This window comes from Achromobacter sp. AONIH1, assembly GCF_002902905.1.
In the GTDB taxonomy this organism is placed as follows: Bacteria; Pseudomonadota; Gammaproteobacteria; order Burkholderiales; family Burkholderiaceae_B; genus Achromobacter.
The window spans coordinates 4,908,164-4,926,119 of record NZ_CP026124.1; the positions used below are offsets into that span (position 1 = coordinate 4,908,164).

20 protein-coding genes are annotated in these 17,956 nt (G+C 70.2%); 7 read left to right on the forward strand and 13 right to left on the reverse strand.

The window, feature by feature from the left end:
• Positions 1-3: 3 nt before the first annotated feature.
• From tet to C2U31_RS22565, 5 genes are all read left to right on the forward strand, one after another.
• Positions 4-1,275, forward strand: a complete 1,272-nt coding sequence (gene tet, locus C2U31_RS22545; RefSeq protein ID WP_103274826.1) for a Tet(A)/Tet(B)/Tet(C) family tetracycline efflux MFS transporter — start codon at positions 4-6, stop codon at positions 1,273-1,275.
• 96 nt (positions 1,276-1,371) lie between these two features.
• Positions 1,372-1,929, forward strand: coding sequence for a methylated-DNA--[protein]-cysteine S-methyltransferase (locus C2U31_RS22550; RefSeq protein ID WP_103274827.1), 558 nt, complete (start codon positions 1,372-1,374; stop codon positions 1,927-1,929).
• Positions 1,926-2,648, forward strand: a complete 723-nt coding sequence (locus tag C2U31_RS22555; protein WP_199770870.1) for a 2OG-Fe(II) oxygenase — start codon at positions 1,926-1,928, stop codon at positions 2,646-2,648. The genes C2U31_RS22550 and C2U31_RS22555 overlap by 4 nt, the downstream gene beginning before the upstream one ends.
• A 78-nt stretch (positions 2,649-2,726) precedes the next feature.
• The gene (locus tag C2U31_RS22560) at positions 2,727-3,428 is read left to right on the forward strand and encodes a DNA-3-methyladenine glycosylase (protein WP_103274828.1); all 702 of its coding nucleotides are present in this window, start codon (positions 2,727-2,729) and stop codon (positions 3,426-3,428) included.
• Complete coding sequence (locus C2U31_RS22565; RefSeq protein ID WP_103274829.1) at positions 3,425-4,123, forward strand: 2OG-Fe(II) oxygenase; 699 nt, start codon at positions 3,425-3,427, stop codon at positions 4,121-4,123. Before C2U31_RS22560 ends, C2U31_RS22565 begins: the two co-directional genes overlap by 4 nt.
• A gap of 8 nt (positions 4,124-4,131) precedes the next feature.
• On the opposite strand, the gene C2U31_RS22570 is transcribed toward C2U31_RS22565, so the two are convergent.
• From C2U31_RS22570 to C2U31_RS22590, 5 genes are all read right to left on the reverse strand, one after another.
• Positions 4,132-4,623, reverse strand: a complete 492-nt coding sequence (locus tag C2U31_RS22570) for an AlpA family transcriptional regulator (protein ID WP_103274830.1) — start codon at positions 4,621-4,623, stop codon at positions 4,132-4,134.
• Between the two features lie 24 nt (positions 4,624-4,647).
• On the reverse strand, positions 4,648-4,893 hold the full coding sequence (locus C2U31_RS22575) for a hypothetical protein (RefSeq protein ID WP_103274831.1): 246 nt from the start codon (positions 4,891-4,893) through the stop codon (positions 4,648-4,650).
• Between the two features lie 276 nt (positions 4,894-5,169).
• The gene (locus tag C2U31_RS22580) at positions 5,170-6,051 is read right to left on the reverse strand and encodes an NAD(P)-dependent oxidoreductase (protein WP_103274832.1); all 882 of its coding nucleotides are present in this window, start codon (positions 6,049-6,051) and stop codon (positions 5,170-5,172) included.
• Positions 6,052-6,127: 76 nt separating this feature from the next.
• A complete protein-coding gene (locus C2U31_RS22585; RefSeq protein ID WP_103274833.1) occupies positions 6,128-6,751 on the reverse strand; it encodes a TetR/AcrR family transcriptional regulator in 624 nt (207 codons plus the stop codon).
• A gap of 59 nt (positions 6,752-6,810) precedes the next feature.
• Entirely contained in the window at positions 6,811-7,383 is a 573-nt protein-coding gene (locus C2U31_RS22590) for a TetR/AcrR family transcriptional regulator (protein ID WP_103274834.1), read from the reverse strand.
• 119 nt (positions 7,384-7,502) lie between these two features.
• Here C2U31_RS22590 and C2U31_RS22595 point away from each other — a divergent pair, with 119 nt between their 5' ends.
• A complete protein-coding gene (locus C2U31_RS22595) occupies positions 7,503-8,753 on the forward strand; it encodes an MFS transporter (protein ID WP_103274835.1) in 1,251 nt (416 codons plus the stop codon).
• Between the two features lie 149 nt (positions 8,754-8,902).
• On the forward strand, positions 8,903-10,306 hold the full coding sequence (locus C2U31_RS22600; protein ID WP_103274836.1) for a 3-deoxy-D-arabino-heptulosonate 7-phosphate synthase: 1,404 nt from the start codon (positions 8,903-8,905) through the stop codon (positions 10,304-10,306).
• Here C2U31_RS22600 and C2U31_RS22605 read toward each other — a convergent pair.
• The 8 genes from C2U31_RS22605 to C2U31_RS22640 form a co-directional block, all read right to left on the reverse strand.
• A complete protein-coding gene (locus C2U31_RS22605; RefSeq protein WP_103274837.1) occupies positions 10,296-11,903 on the reverse strand; it encodes a 4-hydroxyphenylacetate 3-hydroxylase family protein in 1,608 nt (535 codons plus the stop codon). The two genes, C2U31_RS22600 and C2U31_RS22605, sit on opposite strands and share 11 nt — an antisense overlap.
• 58 nt (positions 11,904-11,961) lie before the next feature.
• On the reverse strand, positions 11,962-13,665 hold the full coding sequence (locus C2U31_RS22610; RefSeq protein WP_233772904.1) for an acyl-CoA dehydrogenase family protein: 1,704 nt from the start codon (positions 13,663-13,665) through the stop codon (positions 11,962-11,964).
• Positions 13,666-13,691: 26 nt separating this feature from the next.
• On the reverse strand, positions 13,692-14,363 hold the full coding sequence (locus C2U31_RS22615) for a TetR/AcrR family transcriptional regulator (RefSeq protein ID WP_103274839.1): 672 nt from the start codon (positions 14,361-14,363) through the stop codon (positions 13,692-13,694).
• A gap of 42 nt (positions 14,364-14,405) precedes the next feature.
• Positions 14,406-14,708, reverse strand: a complete 303-nt coding sequence (locus tag C2U31_RS22620) for a hypothetical protein (protein WP_199770871.1) — start codon at positions 14,706-14,708, stop codon at positions 14,406-14,408.
• Positions 14,705-15,475 (reverse strand): DUF899 domain-containing protein, encoded by a 771-nt coding sequence (locus C2U31_RS22625; protein WP_103274840.1) that lies wholly within the window; start codon positions 15,473-15,475, stop codon positions 14,705-14,707. Before C2U31_RS22625 ends, C2U31_RS22620 begins: the two co-directional genes overlap by 4 nt.
• Positions 15,476-15,655: 180 nt before the next feature.
• Positions 15,656-16,435, reverse strand: coding sequence for a ribonuclease (locus tag C2U31_RS22630; RefSeq protein ID WP_103274841.1), 780 nt, complete (start codon positions 16,433-16,435; stop codon positions 15,656-15,658).
• Between the two features lie 258 nt (positions 16,436-16,693).
• On the reverse strand, positions 16,694-17,107 hold the full coding sequence (locus tag C2U31_RS22635) for a PaaI family thioesterase (RefSeq protein WP_103274842.1): 414 nt from the start codon (positions 17,105-17,107) through the stop codon (positions 16,694-16,696).
• 29 nt (positions 17,108-17,136) lie between these two features.
• On the reverse strand, positions 17,137-17,937 hold the full coding sequence (locus C2U31_RS22640) for an SDR family oxidoreductase (RefSeq protein ID WP_103274843.1): 801 nt from the start codon (positions 17,935-17,937) through the stop codon (positions 17,137-17,139).
• Between the last annotated feature and the right edge of the window lie 19 nt (positions 17,938-17,956).

The window sequence follows — 17,956 nt, forward strand, 5'->3', positions numbered from 1 at the left end:
TTAATGAAATCCGACAAAGCCCTGTTCGTCATCCTGACGACCGTCGCGCTGGATGCCGCCGGCATCGGCCTGATCATGCCGGTGCTGCCCGGCCTGCTGCGCGCGCTGGCTGGCGCCGATCAGGTCGCCCGCCACTACGGCGTGCTGCTGGCGCTGTATGCGCTGATGCAGTTCCTGTGCGCGCCGCTGCTGGGCGCGCTGTCCGACCGCCACGGACGCCGTCCGGTGCTGCTGGCCTCGCTGGCCGGCGCCGCGCTGGACTACGCGGTGATGGCGGTCGCGCCGGCGCTGTGGGTGCTGTACCTGGGTCGCGCCGTCGCCGGCCTGACCGGCGCGACCGGCGCGGTCGCCAGCTCATGCATCGCCGACCTCTCGCGCGGCGAGGACCGCGCCCGCCGCTACGGCTACCTGAGCGCCTGCATGGGCCTGGGGCTGATCGCCGGGCCGGTCATCGGCGGCCTGGCGGGCCAGTGGTCGCCGCATGCGCCCTTCGCCGTCGCCGCCGCGCTGAACGCGCTCAATTGCCTCATGGCCTGGCGCTTCCTGCCGGAATCGCGGCCCGCGCCCGACGCCACGACATCGGCCGCAACAGCCCCCGCCGCCGCCGGCATCCGCCCGGCTCGCGCGCTCCAGGCGCTCAATCCGCTGGGCGCCCTGCGCTGGGCTCGCGGCCTGCCGGCGGTGCCGGCGCTGCTGCTGGCCTACGTGCTCGCGCAGATCTCTGGCCAGGTGCCTGGATCCCTGTGGGTGCTGTACGGCGAAGACCGCTACCACTGGGACGCCGCCATGGTCGGCCTGTCCCTGGCGTCCTTCGGCGTGCTGCATGCGCTGGCGCAGGCCCTGCTGCCCGGCCCCGCCACCCGGCGTTTCGGCGAGCGCGGCAGCGCCATGCTGGGCTTGCTGGCCGATGGCTGCGGCTACGTGCTGATCGCCTTCGCGACGCAGGGCTGGATGGCGTTTCCGATCCTGTTGCCACTCGCGCTGGGCGGCCTGGTCGTACCCGCGCTGCAGGCGCTGCTCTCGCAGCAGGCCGGCGCGTCGCGCCAGGGGCAGTTGCAAGGATCTCTGGCCTCCCTGGCGGGCCTGACCTCCGTCATCGGCCCGCTGTGCGTCACCGCCCTCTATGCCGCGCCCGGCCAGGGTTGGAACGGCTGGCCCTGGCTGGCCGGCGCGGCGCTGAACCTGGCCGGGCTGGCGCTGCTGCTGCGGCGGGCCAGGCCCGTGCGCGACCTGTGCGCCGGGAACGAGCCGGCGACGGCGCGACAGCGGCAGTGACAAGCCCCTTCGCGGAACGCCCAGCAAGGACCGGAGTGGCGAACGCGACCGGCCTGCCTACACTGGCTTCACTGCCCGAACCCCAGGAGACCCGCCATGATCCGCCAAGACGCAGCATTCACCTGCCGCTACCGCGCGCCCGGCAGCGCGCCACAAGGCCCGATCCGCTACGCCATCGGCCAGACCACGCTGGGCATGGTCCTGGCCAGCAAGACGGAGCTTGGCATCTGCGCGATTCTGCTGGGCGCGGACCGGGACGCGCTGCGCGCCGAGCTGGCCGCCGCCTTTCCCGATGCGACGCTGCACGCGGATCCGCGATCGCTGCAACCTGAGCTGGCCGCCATCGCCGCCTATATCGACCACGGCAACACCGATGCGCCGCTGGCGCTGGACGTGGGCGGCACCGCTTTCCAGCAGCAAGTGTGGCAGGCGCTCGCCGCCATCCCGGCCGGCCAGACCCGCAGCTACGGCGAGCTGGCGCGCCAGCTCGGCGCGCCCGACGCCTCGCGCGCCGTGGCCGGCGCCTGCGCCGCCAACGTGCTGGCCGTGGCCATTCCCTGCCATCGCGTGGTGCGGGGCGATGGCGCGCTATCCGGCTATCGCTGGGGCGTCGAACGCAAGCGCGCGCTGCTCGCCGGCGAGCGCGGCCGATGATGCCGGAAACCTGCGCCATGGCGCCGGACCTGGACCGCCACGATTGGGAAGCCATCGCGCGCGCGCTCGACGCGCGCGGCAATGCGCGGCTGCCCGGCTTGCTGGACCCCGCGCAATGCGCGGCTCTGGCTGCCGGATACGCTTCGCCGGACGGCTATCGCAGCCGTATCGTGATGGCGCGCCACGGCTTCGGGCGGGGCGAGTACAAGTACTTTTCCTACCCGCTGCCGCCGCTGCTGCAAGCGCTGCGCCAGGCGCTGTATCCGCGCCTGGCGCCCATCGCCAACCGCTGGAACCAACTGCTCGGCGATCCGCAACGGTTTCCCGCCACGCACGACGCGTTCCTGGCGCAATGCCATGCGGCCGGCCAGAAGCGGCCCACGCCGCTCATCCTGCAATATGGGGCAGGCGACTACAACTGCCTGCACCAGGACCTGTACGGCGAGCGGGTCTTTCCCTTGCAGGTGGCCATCCTGCTGTCGCGGCCCGGCCGGGACTTCAACGGCGGCGAATTCGTCATGACGGAGACCGCCTCCAGCGGCCAGCGCGCCGAGGTCATCGCGCTGGACCAGGGCGACGCGCTGGTCTTCACGGTCAATCACCGGCCGGCTCCGGGCAAGCGCGGCGGCACGCGCAAGGTCGCCATGCGCCATGGCGTGAGCCGTGTGCGCGGCGGTTCGCGCCATACCGTGGGTCTGATTTTTCATGATGCGCGTTGACCCCTGCCCGGCCCGGCGCGCATGCGTTAAAAAGACCGCCAGGACCCCTTCCGTGATGAACCCGCAACAAGGACGCTGATGCCGCGCGCCGCCATCCCCGCCGACCTGTCTCCCCGCGCCTACCGGCGCGCCGCTGATTTCCTGGCCGGCCTGGACGCCGACTGGGCGCGCCATGTCGCGGCCGTCGGTCCCTGCCGGCACGAAGCCAAGCCGGGCCGCGAACCGTATGAAGCGCTGGTGCGCGCCATCGCCCACCAGCAATTGCATGCCCGCGCCGCCGAAGCCATCCTGGCGCGCTTGCTGGCGCTGTACCCCGACGCGGACTTCCCCAGTCCGCAAGCGTTGCTGGCCACCGATGAACAGCAACAGCGCGCCTGCGGCCTGTCGGCCAGCAAGCTGGTCGCCATTCGCGGCATCGCACAGGCGGCTGCGGACGGCGTGGTCCCGAGCCGCGCCGACGCCTTGCGCCTGTCCGACGACGAGCTGATCGCGCGCCTGACGCCGCTGCGCGGCGTGGGCCGCTGGACGGTCGAGATGTTCCTGATCTACACGCTGGAGCGGTCCGACATCCTGCCGGTGGACGACTATGGCGTGCGCGAAGGCTATCGACGCCTGAAGAGCCTGGACAAGACGCCCACGCCGCGCCAGATGCGCGACATCGGGCTGGCCTGGAGCCCGCATCGCACCGTCGCCGCATGGTATCTGTGGCGGCTGCCCGCCCAGGGCGTGCAGCCGCCGGGCGATCCCGTCCGAGCATCGGCCGGGGATGCACAGCCATGACCGGCATCGTCGCCATGCTGGACGGCAGGAATTGGACCGCCATCGCCCATGAACTGGACGTGGAAGGCTATGCGCTGCTGCCGGGACTGCTGACGCCGGCACAGGCGCGCGAGCTGGCGAACGCCGCGCCCGCCACGGCGCCCACTGCACGCGCCAGCGCCAGCGCGGACAGCGGAGAGCTGTTCGGACACGCCCCCACGGCGCCAGCGGCCTGGATGCCATGGCGCAAGGCGTTCTATCGCCATCTGGCGCCGATTGCCAACCGCTGGCAGCAGATCCTGGACGACCCGCTGCGCTATCCGGCCGAACTGCCGGAATTCCTTGCGCGGAATCGCGCCGCCGGCCAGACGCGGCCGCTGTCGCGCCTGCAACGGCTGCGCCAGGGAGACGAGGTGGGCCTGCATCAGCACGTCGACGGCGACTGCGTCTTTCCGCTGCAGGTCGTGGCCTTGCTGTCCGAGCCCGGACGGGATTTCACCGGTGGCGAATTCGTCATGACCGAGCAGCGTCCGCGCATGCAATCGCGCCCCATCGTGCTGCCGCTGGGCATCGGCGACGCCGCCATCATCGGCACGGGTCAGCGGCCGTTCAAGGGCGGCGCCGGCTACTACCGCGTCAATCTCAAGCACGCCATCAGCCGCGTGCGCGATGGCGAGCGCGTCGGCCTGGAACTGCTGTTGCACGACGCGCCCTGAAGGGCGCCTCAGGCGGAGGCCCGGCGCCTTTCCTTGGCCAGGTTGACCTGCAAGGCGGCCCGCGCCACTTCCGCCAGCGCGGGCGGCCAGGCGGCGTTGCCCCGGGCGCGCAGCCACTCCAGCAGGTCGGCCAGATGCCACAGGGACGTGGTGCCTTCATGCACCGGCACCGGGAAGCTGCCCGGATACGCCAGCATCAGCTTGCGCATGGCCTGCCGCGACACGCCGGCGATCTCGGCCACGTCGGTCAGGCCGACCAGGTCCGGCGCAGCCTCGATCAGCCGGGCGTCGGGCAAGGCGCGACGCACATCGTCCAGCGCGCTGCCGACCGCGACCTCGGCGCTGGGCGCCTCGCGCGTGAATTCCAGCGCCAGGCGGCCCGGTAGGCCAATGCCCGCCAGCGCGTCGTCGCAACCGGCTTCGCCCAGGCGCTCGATGACGGCGTCCATGTCCTCGACATCGCTGCCCAGCTGGTATTTCAGGGTGAAGATGTATTCCATCGCTGTTCCTCGGCGCGCGGCGCGTCAGCCGCCGTGCGCGGTGCAGTTGTCGACCACGCGCCGCAAGGCGCGCGCATGATTGCCCGGATTCCTGGGCGTGCTCCAGACGCTGGTGATGCAGAACTCGCCACAGCGGCATTCGTCGTGCCGCCTGGGGCAATAGATCTTGCCCCAGGCATGGGCCCCGCCCACCGTCACGCGCCAGCCATGCGTTTCGGCATGCCTGAGCGCCGCCTCGACTTCTTTCTTCGGATGCAAAGACCTGGTCATCAAGCGCCTCCATTATCGAAAACCACACACAAGGTTGTCAATAGACAACTTCAAACAATCACTGTCGCAACGGCATGTCTGCAATGAACTAGGACAGAATTACCGGCGATCGCGCCGGCGGCTCAACATAGCCGTATGGCGACCGGACAGCCAGTATGCGACGCCCGCGGGGCGCGCAGCGCCGCAGGGGACAGGAAGATCACTTGTGGTTTGCCGCGATGGCGGCGGCAGGCGCGCGCGGCGCCCGCCTGATCAGGAGCGGCTCGCCCCGACGCCTTACTCCAGCCCGGCCCGCCGCGCCGGCGTGCGCGACAGGGCGGCCCAGTCCAGCTGGCCCTCGCCGCGCGCCAGGCTCTCGATGTGCGCATCGCGCAGCACGCCGGCCAGTTGCAGCGGCACGTGCACCTGCTCGGCCGCTTCCTGCGCCAGGCGCAGGTCCTTCAGGCCCAGCGCCAGCTTGAAGCCGGCCGGCTCGAAGCGCTCTTCGGCGATGGCCTGCCCATAACCCTGGTACACCGGCGCGGCGAATGCGGTGGACGTGGCCATCTCCAGGAAGGCCGCCTTGTCCACGTCGTAACCGCGCACCAGGGCAACCGCTTCGCTCATGGCGCCGATGGCGCTGCCGATCATGAAGTTCACCGCCAGCTTGACGGCGTTGGCCTGCTCGGGACGTTCGCCGAAATACCAGGTCTTGCGGCCCATCGCGTCGAACAGCGGCTGCACCGCCAGCAGCGCCCGCGCCTCGCCGGCCGCCAGGATATTGAGCTGGCCGGCCTCGGCCACGTTGACCCGGCCCAGCACCGGCGCCGCCACATAGGCCACGCCGCGCTCGCCATGCAACCGCGCCAGCTCGGCCGCCAGCGCCACCGACACGGTGGCCATGTTGACGTGCACCGCGCCGGGGGCCAGCGCGGCCAGCGCGCCGGCCTCCAGCACCGCATAACGCGTGGCCGCGTCGTCGGCCAGCATGGACACCAGCGCATCGGCGCCCGCGGCGGCCTCGGCCGGGCTGGCCGTCGCCTGCGCGCCCAGCGCCGCCAGTTTCCCGAGCGGCGCGGGCGAACGGTTCCAGGCGCGCACGACATAGCCCGCGCGCAGCAGGTTGGCGGCCATCGGCAGGCCCATCGTGCCCAGACCCAGGAAAGCGATCGTCTTCATGGTTGCTGCTCCTTAATTGGAAATATTTATTTCCTAAATTGGCAAAAAAAGCCGGCGGGACCCTCCCGGCGGCCGGTCATTCCAGCGCCTTGAGCGCCATGTCCACCACCGCCAGCATGTCCTGCCGCCGGCGGCCCGTCTTGCCGACCACGCGCATGCCTTGCACCAGGCACAACAACATGCGGGCAGCGTCTGCCGGATCGATATGCGCGGCCAGCGAGCCGTCTTCCTGCCCTTCCCGGATCAGGCCGGCCAGCAGCGCCTCGTTGCGGCCCAGCGCCGTGGTCACGCGTTCGGCCACGTCCTCGTCGAAGAACGACAGCTCCGCCGCGCTCTCGACCACCAGGCAGCCCTGCCGGCCCTGCCGGCCTTGCGACGATTCGGCGTAGAAGGCCAGCAACCTGCGCAGTCGTTCACGCCCGCTGCCGCCGGCACCGATGGCCCGCGCCATGCCTTCGACGCGGCGCGCGCGGTAGTGGTCCAGCGCTGCCAGGAACAACGCGTGCTTGTCCTTGAACGCCTTGTACAGGCTGCCCTGCGCCAGCTCGGTGCCGCGCGCCAGATCGCCAATGGAGGTGCCGTGGTAGCCGCGCTGACTGAACACGTCCACGGCCCGGTCCAGCGCCTGTTCCATGTCGAACTCGCGCGGCCGGCCCCTGGCGCGGGACGCGCTGGCGGTATCGGTCGTGCGATCTGGCATGGGATCTCAAAAATGGAAATGAACTTTTTCCAATTTAGCACGAATCACGGCGCGCGGATTCACGCCGCGCCGGCGCGTCGGGCGGCCTCCACTTCCCGAACCAGCGCCAGCATCCTGGCGGCGCTCGGCGCCTGGTTGGCGAACAGCACGCCATACATGAGCGGCGCCACCACGCGCGTGATGATCTGCTCCGCCTCGGCGGCCTGCTCGCCCCGGCCGATGGCGCGCTCGCGAATCGCCTCGATCTGCTGGCGCGTGAAGCCGTCGCACTTGCCGGCCCCTTCGTGGCCCGGCGTGCCCAGCACGTCGCGCAGCATGGCGCGCCCGGGCACCGAGGACATTTCGTCGAAGTACTGTTCCAGCCAGGCCAGCAGATCGCCGTAGAACGAACCGGTGTCGGGCGGCGCCTGCTCGGGCTGCAGCTGCTCCACCGCCACGTCCGCCAGCAACTGCGACAGGTCGCCCCAGCGGCGATAGATGGTCGACGGGGTCACGCCCGCGCGCGCCGCCACCGCAGGCACCGTCAGCCCATCGCGGCCCTGTTCCCGCTGCAATTCGCGCACCGCCTGGTGCACCGCGGCCTGCACGCGCGCGCTGCGCCCGCCGGGGCGTGGCCCTGATTTGTCGGTCATGCCTGGTCCTGCCGTCATGGATATGCTTATGCGCCAATTCACTAAAGCAAAATATTTGCGTTAGTGAGCGTGATCTTGTATTCTCACTAACGCAAATATTTTGCATTTAAAGGCGCGCCATGTCCACGATCTCATCCGAATCCCTGGCCTGCCCCGTCATCCAGCCGGGCAAGCTGTCGCGTCGCGGCGCCACCGCCTTCCACGCCTTCGTACTGATGTCCTTCCTGGCGGCCTCGGCGGCGCCCACCCCGCTGTACCGCGTCTACCAGCAGGAATGGGGATTCAGCGCCACGCTGCTCACAGTCGTCTTCGGCGCCTACGCGCTGGCCTTGCTGACGGCGCTGCTGACCGCCGGCCGGCTGTCCGATCATATCGGCCGGCGTCCGGTGATCGCGCTGGCGCTGCTGTTGCAGAGCGTGGCCATGTGCGGTTTCCTGCTGGCCTCGGGCCCCGGCTGGCTGGTCGGCGCGCGCCTGCTGCAAGGCGCGGCCACGGGGCTTGCGACGGCCTCGGTGGGCGCCGCGCTGCTGGACCTGCACCGCGAGCGCGGCGCGCTGATCAACGGCATCTCGCCCATGATCGGCATGGCGGCCGGCGCGCTGGGCAGCACGGCGCTGCTGGTGCACGCACCCGATCCGCTGCATACCGTCTACGCGCTGCTGCTCGCGCTCTTCCTGCTGGCGCTGGCGCTGCTGTGGCGCGTGCCCGAGACCGCGACGCGCCGCGACGGCGCCTGGGCCAGCCTGCGTCCCCGCATCACCGTGCCGCCGCAGGCCCGCAAGGCGCTGCTCGGCGTCACGCCAGCCAATGTCGCGGTATGGATGCTGGGCGGCTTCTACCTGTCGCTGATGCCGTCGCTGATCGTCTCGGCCACGCAGGCCCGTTCGCCCTGGCTCGGCGGTTTCGCCGTGACGGCGCTGACGCTGAGCGGCGCCGTCGCCATCGCCCTGGTCGCGCTGCGCCGGGTCGGCACCTTCCGCACCTTGCTGTCCGGTGAAATCGCGCTGGCGTCCGGACTGCTGCTGATCCTGATCGCCGCCAACGCCGGCTACCCCGCCCTGCTGCTGGCCGGTTCCATCGTCGCCGGCCTGGGTTTCGGCGCCACCTTCCTGGGCGCGGTGCGCACCGTGCTGCCGCTGGCAGAGCCGCACGAACGCGCCGGCCTGATGGGCGCGTTCTATGTCGAGAGCTATCTGGCCAACAGTGTGCCGACCATGATCGCGGGCTACATGGCGCAGCGCGCCGGGCTGCTGGCGGCGGCCGACGCGTATGGCGCGATCATCCTCGCGCTGGCGATGGCGGCCATCGTGCTGGCCGTGACGCGGCGACGCGCCTGCTTGCGGCAGGCGGCTGCCGGCCAGCCGCTGTGAATCGCTGACGCGCGCCGCGCTGGCGCCACGTTTGCGGGGCAGGCAATCGCAACAACGGTCCCGGCTTATCATTGCTGGTCCCGCCGCCGCGCTCGCGGGATGCGCGAACGCGGCGGCGCCAGTCACTTCACCGCGCCCGACCGACAGCCATGACCCAGCCTTCCGCCACGCTCGCCGCCATCCTGCGCGCCATACCCCGGCGCTATCGGAGCACGGCCCGGCCCGCCCCTGGCGCCGTCGCGCAGCCCGATCCGGACAGCCCCATCGCGCGGCTGGCGCGCGCCATCGAACCGCTGCAGGCCGCCGACGCTTCTGCCCAAGCGCCCGATGGCGCAGTGCGCCACGCGTTCATCGACGCGCTGGCCGCGCTCATCGACGAGGCCCTGCGCCCCGATGCCGGCGACCCCGTGTTCCAGGGCGCGCTGCAGGAATACCGCCACCCCGTCGTCCGTGAATACCTGGAACTGCGCCGCCAGGAAACCGCCGACCAGCGCCAGCTGCGCACCGCCATCAACACCGTCGCGCATCCGGCCAAGCCGCCGCGCCTGGCGCCCGGCGCGGGACGCGAATCCCTGGCGCGGCTGCACGCCGAGGTTTCTTCGGGATCATGGCAACAGGCGGCGCAGACCGCGCAAGCGTTGCTGAATCTACCGCAGGTCCACACCGACGCGGACCTCGCGTCCGCGCTGCGCGCGCTGCTCGACGCCCCGGCGCTCGCCCGCCTGCAACGGCTCGACGCGCTGGCGTCGGACCCGCGGGTGCGGCAGTACGAAGCGATCCGCGAGAAACAAGGCCCGCGCTCCGGCAGCGAAGAGGCCAATGCGCAAGGCCTGCTGGCCAGGCAACGCGGCGTCGCGGTCGAGATCCTGGCCGCGCGCGCGCTCGAAGCGCTGGCGCGGCATCTGGACCAGGCGTCCCCTTCCGAATCACGCCATGGCGACGCATCGCCCGGCTACCGCGTGGTGACCTCGCTGCGCGTGCCGTCGGCCCTGGCCGCCAATGCCGATCGCGCCAAGACCGAGTGGGACGCGGTGCTGCTGCGCCGCGCCAACGACAACGCGAGCGAGACGCCGCTTTGGGATGTCTGCCTGCTCATCGAGGCCAAGGCCTCCGTGGACGCCGCCACGACCGACCTGCCGCGCCTGTTGCGCGGCTTGCGCCTGCTGGCCCAGGCCGAACCGGACGCGTCCTATTCCTGCGCCACGCAGCAAGGCCAGGTCCGGCTGCGCGGCGCCTCGCTGCGCGCGCTGCCGCAGGAAATGGAGAATCTGGCCGACGCCGTGCTGTACTGCTGCGACGCGCCCGACGAAACCTGGACGCCGGCGCTCAACGCCGCCAGCCGCATGCAGCTGCTGTCCGCGCCGCCCAGCCTGGCCTACGCCGCCCTGCTGGCCGCCGGCGAGCCGGCCGACGCGCGCATGCTCGAACCGCTGTGGCAGGACCTGCGGCAGAACCCGCGCTGGCAAGCCATGCTGAATCTGGGCGCCACCCGCCGGCTGGCGCGCGAGCTGATGGTGCATCCCGACGATCTGCTTGCGTCGATCAACGCTTGAGCGCGGGCAAGGGCACCATGATGGGCTGTCCCGGCGCGCTGCACCCCATGTCGCAGCAGCGTCCGGGCTGGCGGTTCTTCGTGGCCGCGCGCGCCTCGTCATGCAGCACGCCCCGCTCCAGCAGGCGTTCCACCAGTTCCACCTTGGAACCCAGGGGATAGTTGCGCCAGATCTCCTGCTTCATCGCCGCCGGCGAACCGCCGCCGTGCAGGCTGATGACCGAATACCAGCCACCCTGGTACGAGGCGGTCAGGTCCTCGATGAAGCGCGCCGTCTGTATGCGACGGTCGTAGGGCACGGCGGGATTGGCCTGCAGCGCCTCCGACAGCCGGGCGGCCGTGGCGGGGTTGTGATCTTCGTCCGGGCCGGGCAAGGCGACGATCAGCCCGCCGGACACCTCGTGCGCCAGCCGGTGCATGTCGTAGATCTGCGTGGCCAGCAGCAGCTTGCCGATATTGCTGAACACCGGGTCCGGCATGAACGAGCCGCTGTGTTCATCGCGCGCGGCATAGACGCTGGCCGCGACGCCACAGGCGTAGAAGCCTTCCGTGATCTTGATCAGCTCCACCATCGGCTCGCGCAGATTGGCCTTGACGTCCGGATCCAGCCCGTTGGCCTCGCACATCAGCGCGCCGGCGCCGATCAAGAGGTCGCCGAATCCCGCCCTTGCCGCGATGCAGCTGTGGCGGTGGTGGGTGGCATAGCTGTAGGTCAGCACATGGCTGTGCTCCCAGTCCCCCGCGTAGAACACGCGCTCCCAGGGCACGAACACCCGGTCGAACAGCACCACGGCCGTGGCCTGGCCGTACTTGCGCGAGAACAGCGCATCGCCGTGTTCCAGCTTCTCGCCGGGGCGTCCGGCCGGACGCGACACCAGGGTGATGCCGGGCTCGTCCACGCGCACCGCGCAACAGACGGCGAAGTCCGCGTCCTCGGCTCCCATGTTGCGGCTGGGCATGACCAGCAGCTCGTGCATGTACGGGCCGCCCGTCACGATGGCCTTGGCGCCGCTGATGACGATGCCGCGCGCGTTGCGCTCGACCACGCGCACATAGGCCTCGGGATTGGGCTGCTGGTGCGGCTTGAGGCTGCGGTCGCCCTTGGCGTCCGTCATCGCCACGCCCAGCGACAGATCGCGGTCCTGCGCATGCGCCAGATAGGCCTCGAAGCGCGCGCGGTGTTCCGTGCCGCCCGTGGCGTCGTCGATCCGCGCCACGGCCTGCCCGATGCCATTGAGCGCGTCGTGCGCCAGATAGCGCTGGGCGCAGCCGGTTTCCTGGCACAGCGCGCGCACCGCTTCCAACTTGTTCAGCAGGTCGCCGGACGACTCGTTGATGTGCAGCATCCGGCTGACCACGCGGTTGCGCCGAGACTGCGTGGCCAGCGCGACGGGCGCGACATCCTCGCGCCGCGCGAAATCATAGGTGTAGGCCAGGGCATTGACGCCCGGCCGCAGGGACGGCTCGTCCGCGACGCTCTCGACCTGGCGGCCGTCAACGTAGACCCGGGGCCGGTAGCCGCGCAGCGATTCGCGGTAGTCGTCGCCGGACATCAGCTCGGCCCGGCTGGGCATTGCGGCTTCATGCAGCGCATTCATCTCCACCTCCTGTCTCCAGGTTCACCAGCAGAAACGGCGGCAGGCATGCCGCCGGCCATCAGCCAGCCACGTCGGCCCGCCGCAAGATGCGTTGCGCGGCGGCCTGGCCGGTCCTGCCGGCCAGCGTGCCGTAGTGCGATCCCCAGGCGCCCGCCGCGTCGGGACCGCGTGTATCCAGGAACGCGTCCACGACCTCGTCCGTGCCGTGGCGCAACAGCTCGGCGCCTTGCAGCGCGCGCGCCACCGCCTCGGTCATGGGACGCGCCAGGAACTCATCCCGCGCCGCGTCGCGCGCCAGCCGGCCAACATGCCGGACCAGCGCGTCGAAGCGCGCGTCCTGGCCGGCCAGCGGCCGCAATTCATCGAACAGCGCGTCCAGCGTCCGCGCATCCCTGGCCATGGCGCGGCGCACGTCCATGCACATCATGTTGGCCGTGCCTTCCCAGACGCTGTTCAGCGGCGCTTCGCGGTAGACGCGGGCCATCGGGTTCTCCTCGATGAAGCCATTGCCGCCATGGCATTGCAGCGCCTCATAGGCGATCGACGGCGCGCGCGAGCAGTTGAAGTACTTGGCGGCCGGCGTGGCCACGCGGGCCAGCAGGCGCTCGTGCTCGCTGTCGCGCATCCCGTCCGCGGCCCGGGCCACGCGCAACGCCATCAGCGTGCAGGCCTCGACCTCCACCGCCATGTCCGCCAGCACGTTGGTCATCATGGGCCGGTCGGCGATGGGCGTGCCGAACGCACCGCGCGTCATCGTGTGCCGCAGCGCCAGCGTCAGCGCCTGCCGCATGAGGCCGGCCGAGCCGACCGCGAAATCCAGCCGCGTCAGGTGCGAGTGCGACAGGATCTCGCGGATGCCCTTGCCCTCCTCGCCCACGCGGATCGCCAGCGTGCCGGCGTACTCCACTTCACTGGAGGCGTTGGAGCGGTTGCCCGCCTTGTCCTTCAGGCGCTGCACGTAGAAGCGGTTGTAGGAACCATCGGGCAAGGTGCGCGGCAGGAAGAAGCAGGTGACGCCGCCGTCCACCTTGGCCAGCGTGAAAAAGCCGTCCGATTGCGGCACCGAACAGAACCACTTGTGGCCCGTCAGTTCACACCAGTGCGCGGCCGCGCCGTGGTAATCGTCCGTGTGCGAGTAGCGCGCCGTGGTCTGCGTCTGGCGCAGGTCCGAGCCGCCCTGCTTCTCGGTCATGGCGTAGCCGATGACCACGGACGGCTTGTCGCCGACCTCGCGCCGGCTGAACTCGTATTCGGTGCCCAGCGACTTCCGCTTCCAGACCGCCAGCGCCGGCTCGGCCTCGAAACCCGCATGGGCGGCGTAGGCCATGCCCGTGGGACAGCCGGTGCCGTGCTCCACCTGGTTCCACAGGTACGACAGCACGGCGCGCGCATAGTGGCCGCCCGGCGCGTCGGCGCGCCAGGCAAGGTTCGGCACCTCGTGCTTCCAGGCCAGCGTCATCAGCGCGTGCCAGCTGGGGTGAAATTCCACCCAGTCGATGCGGTTGCCGTAACGGTCATGCGTCTTCAGCTCGGGCGCATGCCGGTTGGCCAGCCGCGCCAACTCCTGTGTCTGTTCGTCGCCGGCCAGCGCGCCCAGGGCCGCGCAGCGCGATTGCGCCCACGGCGCTTCGCGCGCGATGGCGGCCCGCAGCACCGCGTCGCCGGTGTAGGCATTGAAACCGCAGGCCGGTTCGGCCTGGTTCAGGACCGCATGGGTGCGGTAGCGGTCGACGGGCGTCGCGTCCGGGGCGGAGCCGGCCATCAGCGCGGCGCAAGGCAGGGGTTCGTTCATGCGCGTCTCCGGGGTAGCTGCCGTAAGGCGCCGGCAGCGGCGGCCACGCTGGCGCAGGCCAGCGTGGCGATCTGGTCGGCCAGCACGGCGACATCGTGGCGATAGGCTTCGGCCTGCGATTCCTGCTGGCGGTTCAGCGGCGACAAGGGACCGATCAGGCCTTCCATGAAGCCGCCCACGATCACGGTGGCGGCGATGTCCGCCCGCACGTCGGCGCGCATCTCGCCGGCGGCCTGCCCCTCGGCGACGATGGCGCGGATTGTTTCGCTGATGGCGGCGCGATAGGTCAGCCGTACCTCGTCGATTTCCTTGTCGCAGGGCTCGGCGATCAGCGCATAGGCCAGCCTTGGATTGCGCATGGCGCGCTTGACGAAGGTCGCCACCGCCGAATGCAGCCGCACGGTGGCGCCGCCGTCCGCCCGGGCGATGGCGGCCAGCACGTCCACCTCGCGCTGCGAGACCAGCGCCAGCACCTCGGCGAACAGTTCCGCCTTGGATGGGAAGTACCGGTACACCGTGCCGGTGGCGATGCCGGCCGCCGCCGCCACGCTGGCGACCTGCGCCTCGGTCCAGCCGCCTTCGCTCACCAGCGCGCGGGCGGCTTGCAGGATGCGGCTGCGGTTGTCCTGGAGACGGGCTTCGACTTCGGGGGTCTGACGGTAGGCCATGAAGAAATGAACCTGGATTCACATGATCCAATGAATCCTAGTTCATTTCTTTGGGGCGTACAAGGAATTCGTCCTTCCCCCGGGATTCCCCCGATGCGGCGACAAGGCGCGAACCTCGGGCATGGCCCGCCGGGTCCGGTCCTGCCGGCCCGCGAGCCGCCTGAGCCACGGCGCGGCATGGAATGCGCTCATCAATGCGTACATCCAGGCCATGCCGTCGACCCGCCAGGCATCGCCCCCGCACAGCATCCGCATGGCCGGATCGCCGTGCCAGGCGGCCAGCGCGGCCATCGCCGCGAAGACCGGCGCCGCGGCCAGGCACAGGCTGTCGGCCAGGCGCTTCATGGCTGGCCGTATTCGTCGCGGCGGCGCAGCCACATGCCGCTCTCGTTGCGCCCTTTCGGCGCGCGGTCCAGCCAGGCGTACATGCCCCAGATCGCGTCCGTGCCGCGCGAGTACGAGGAATAGCTGTGGTAGACCACGCCGTCCTGCAGCACGAAGGCGCTCATGCCCTCGCGTTCGCGCAGGTAGGTGGACGGGTCGGTGCCGGTCGTCGCCGCCCAGGACACGAATTCCGGCGGCGGCGCCGCGGCGGTCGCCAGCTTCATGGCGGGATCGTCGCGCCGGAAGTTGTATTCCGGCCCTTCGCGCTGCTGGGTCTCGGTGAACGAGGCATTGAAGTCGTAGTTAAAATCGCTGCCGGCCGACGAGGCCCACGGGAAGGTCCAGCCCATGCGCCGCTTGTAGATCTGAAGCTTGTCCAGCGGCGCGCGCGACACCGCCCACAGCATCACGTCGTGATGCGCCAGATGCGTGACGATGCCGTTGAAACCGTCGGCGATCGACGAGCAGGACGGGCAGCCCGCCTTGTAGTCCGGCCCGAACATGAAGTGATAGACCAGCAGTTGCGAACGGCCCTGGAACAGGTCGGCCAGCGTGGCGCTGCCGGCGTCGGTCTGCAAGCGGTAGGTCTTGTCCAGCCGTACCCAGGGTAGCGCCTGGCGCTGCCGCGCCACCTCGTCGCCCTGCCACGTCAGCTTCTTTTCCGCGTCCAGCAGTTCCAGCCTGGCGGCCAGCCATTGCTGGCGTGTTCCGATCTTGTGCGCTTGCATTGCTCTCTCCTTGGTGTCCGTGCTCGCGCCGCGCTTGGCGCTTGCGGGGTTGTCGGGAGAGATATTGCGGCCGATCGGCCGCGCGGCGGGAGTAACAAGTCTGGCGCGTATCCAGCCAACACGCATTCCCGCGCTACGCCAGATGCGCCTGGCATACGCGCCGCCACGAGCGACGCCGAGTCACTGCATTGGCGTCCTGATCTTGATCCGCTGCCCATCGGGCGTCCCGCGCGTCGGGCATGCCATCGGCTTCAGATCCTTGCCCAGGCAGACCCACAATTCCCTGAGCCGGTTGTTCGAGGCCACGCTGACGCGCAGGCTGTCTGCCGGCAGCGTCGGGTTGAGCCGCAGGAAGGCCTGCTTGACGTCCCCCGCCGTGGCGTCGAGCAGGCGGTTGGGCGACAGGTCGGCGTTCTTGCCCGCCATGTCGCGCACGGTGGGACGATGCAGCGTGCCGTACACAGCCTGGATGTCCGCGAAATAGCGCTCCGGCGAACGCCAGCCGCAGGTGCCATGCGCCTGCCATTCGTTCTGCATCAGCTCCACGCCCGGCATCATGCACAGATGCTGCTTGAGCACGGACGCGGGCACGGCGCCGGCGGCCTCGCAGTTGCGCGGGTGATCGCGGCCCGAGCGGGCCTGGCCGTTCTGGGGCCACAGGCCATGCACCACCCATTCAAAGCGGTTGCCGGAAAAGCATTGGAACGACTGCTTCTGCCGCTGCCCCTCGGGCCGGTTGCGCTGGGTCTCACAGTGCTCGGGCGACCAGGACAGCACCAGCGCCAGGTAGTCCGTGGGCAGGTCCTTGTTGACGTAGTCCACGCGCTTGGGCGAAGCGCGCTCGATGGTGGCGGGCAAGGCGCAGACTTCCTGGGCCGAGGCCGCGGCGGGGACCGCCGACAACAGCGCGATGAAGATCCATGCGCGCCTGCTGGCGGCATGCCGACGGTTGCGGTCCATGACGATTCCTCCCGGTAGGCCGGACGTCCGGCGCAAGACTCTTTTTTTAATCCAGAACGCCCCGATTGTGCGACTGGAATATGACAGGCGTCCCGTCCAGGCGCCAGGCGAACGCCCGCCATTGCTGCGCTTTCTGGATGACCGCCATCCCGCCCCCTACCCGCCGCTACTGCCTGGATGCGCGCGGCGCGCCGAGGCCAGGCGTACCGGGACCGCGCTCCCGCGCAAGGCCGATCCCGGCCGGGATCGGCGCCCCCGTCACCACAGGATGATCTGCGAGCAGCGGAACAGCGACAACCTGCGTCCCTTTCCGTCCACCACGGTCGCGGACCACACCTGGGTCGAACGCCCCAGGTGTTCGGCCACGGCCTCCACGCTCAGCACGCCTTCCTTCGCCGTGCCCAGGAAGTTGGATTTCAGCTCCAGCGTGGTGAAGCCCTTGGCCCCCTCGGGCAGATGCGCCAGCGTCGCGTAGCCCGCGCAGGTATCCGCCAGCAATACCTGCGTGGCCGCATGCAGGTAGCCGTTGGGCGCCATCATCCATGGGGCGAGGGTCATTTCCATGGTCATGCGTCCGTCCGCGATTCTCAGCGGCCGCAGGCCGAAGGTATCCGGCAGCGTGCCGCGCTGGCGTTCGAACAGGCTTTCGATGGTTTCGGTGTTGCGTGGCATGAAGCGTGCTCCCTGGATCGAGGCTTGCGTCAACGGGCTGCCGCATAGCGCGGCGCAACGGTATTGCTGGACAGCTGGCCAGCCATGGCCAGGCGCGCGGCGTCATAGGCATCCCATTTCTCGCCGGCATGCAGCGAGGGGATGGTGACCGCCTCGCCACGCTCGAAGCCCAGCAGCGCCGCGTCCACCAGGTCCTCGGCGCGCATCACGATGCGCGGATCCAGGTTCTCCACCGGTCGCCCGCCGATGGCCCAGAAATCGGTGGCGGTGGCGCCCGGCAGGACGGCCTGCACCTGCACGCCGGCGGCGGCCAGTTCGTGCCGCAGCGACTGGCTGAACGCCAGCACGAAGGCCTTGCTGCCGCCATAGACGCCGTTCAGCAGTTCCGGCGCGATGGCCACGATGGACGCGATGTTGATGATCGCGCCCCGGCCGCGCGCCACGAAGGCAGGCGCCACGGCATAGGCCAGCCGCATCGGCGCGGTCACGTTCAGATCGACCATGCGGGTCATCTGCTCCACGTCGCTTTGCAGCAGCGGCGTATGCGTGCCGATGCCGGCGTTATTCACCAGCAGCGTGATGCTGGCGTCTTCGCGCAGCAGATCCTCCACCCGCGCCAGCGCGGCGCGGTCGCCCAGGTCGGCCGGCAGCACCTCGACCGCGCGGCCGCTGCGCGTGCTGATGGTGTTGGCCAACGCGTTCAGCCGCTCGCGGTTGCGCGCGACCAGGATCAGGTCATAGCCGCGCTGCGCCAGCCGGTCCGCGTACAGCGCGCCGATGCCGCTGGAAGCGCCCGTGACGAGCGCCGTGCCGGGATGAGTGTGTGCCATGGTATTGCTCCTTGAAGGC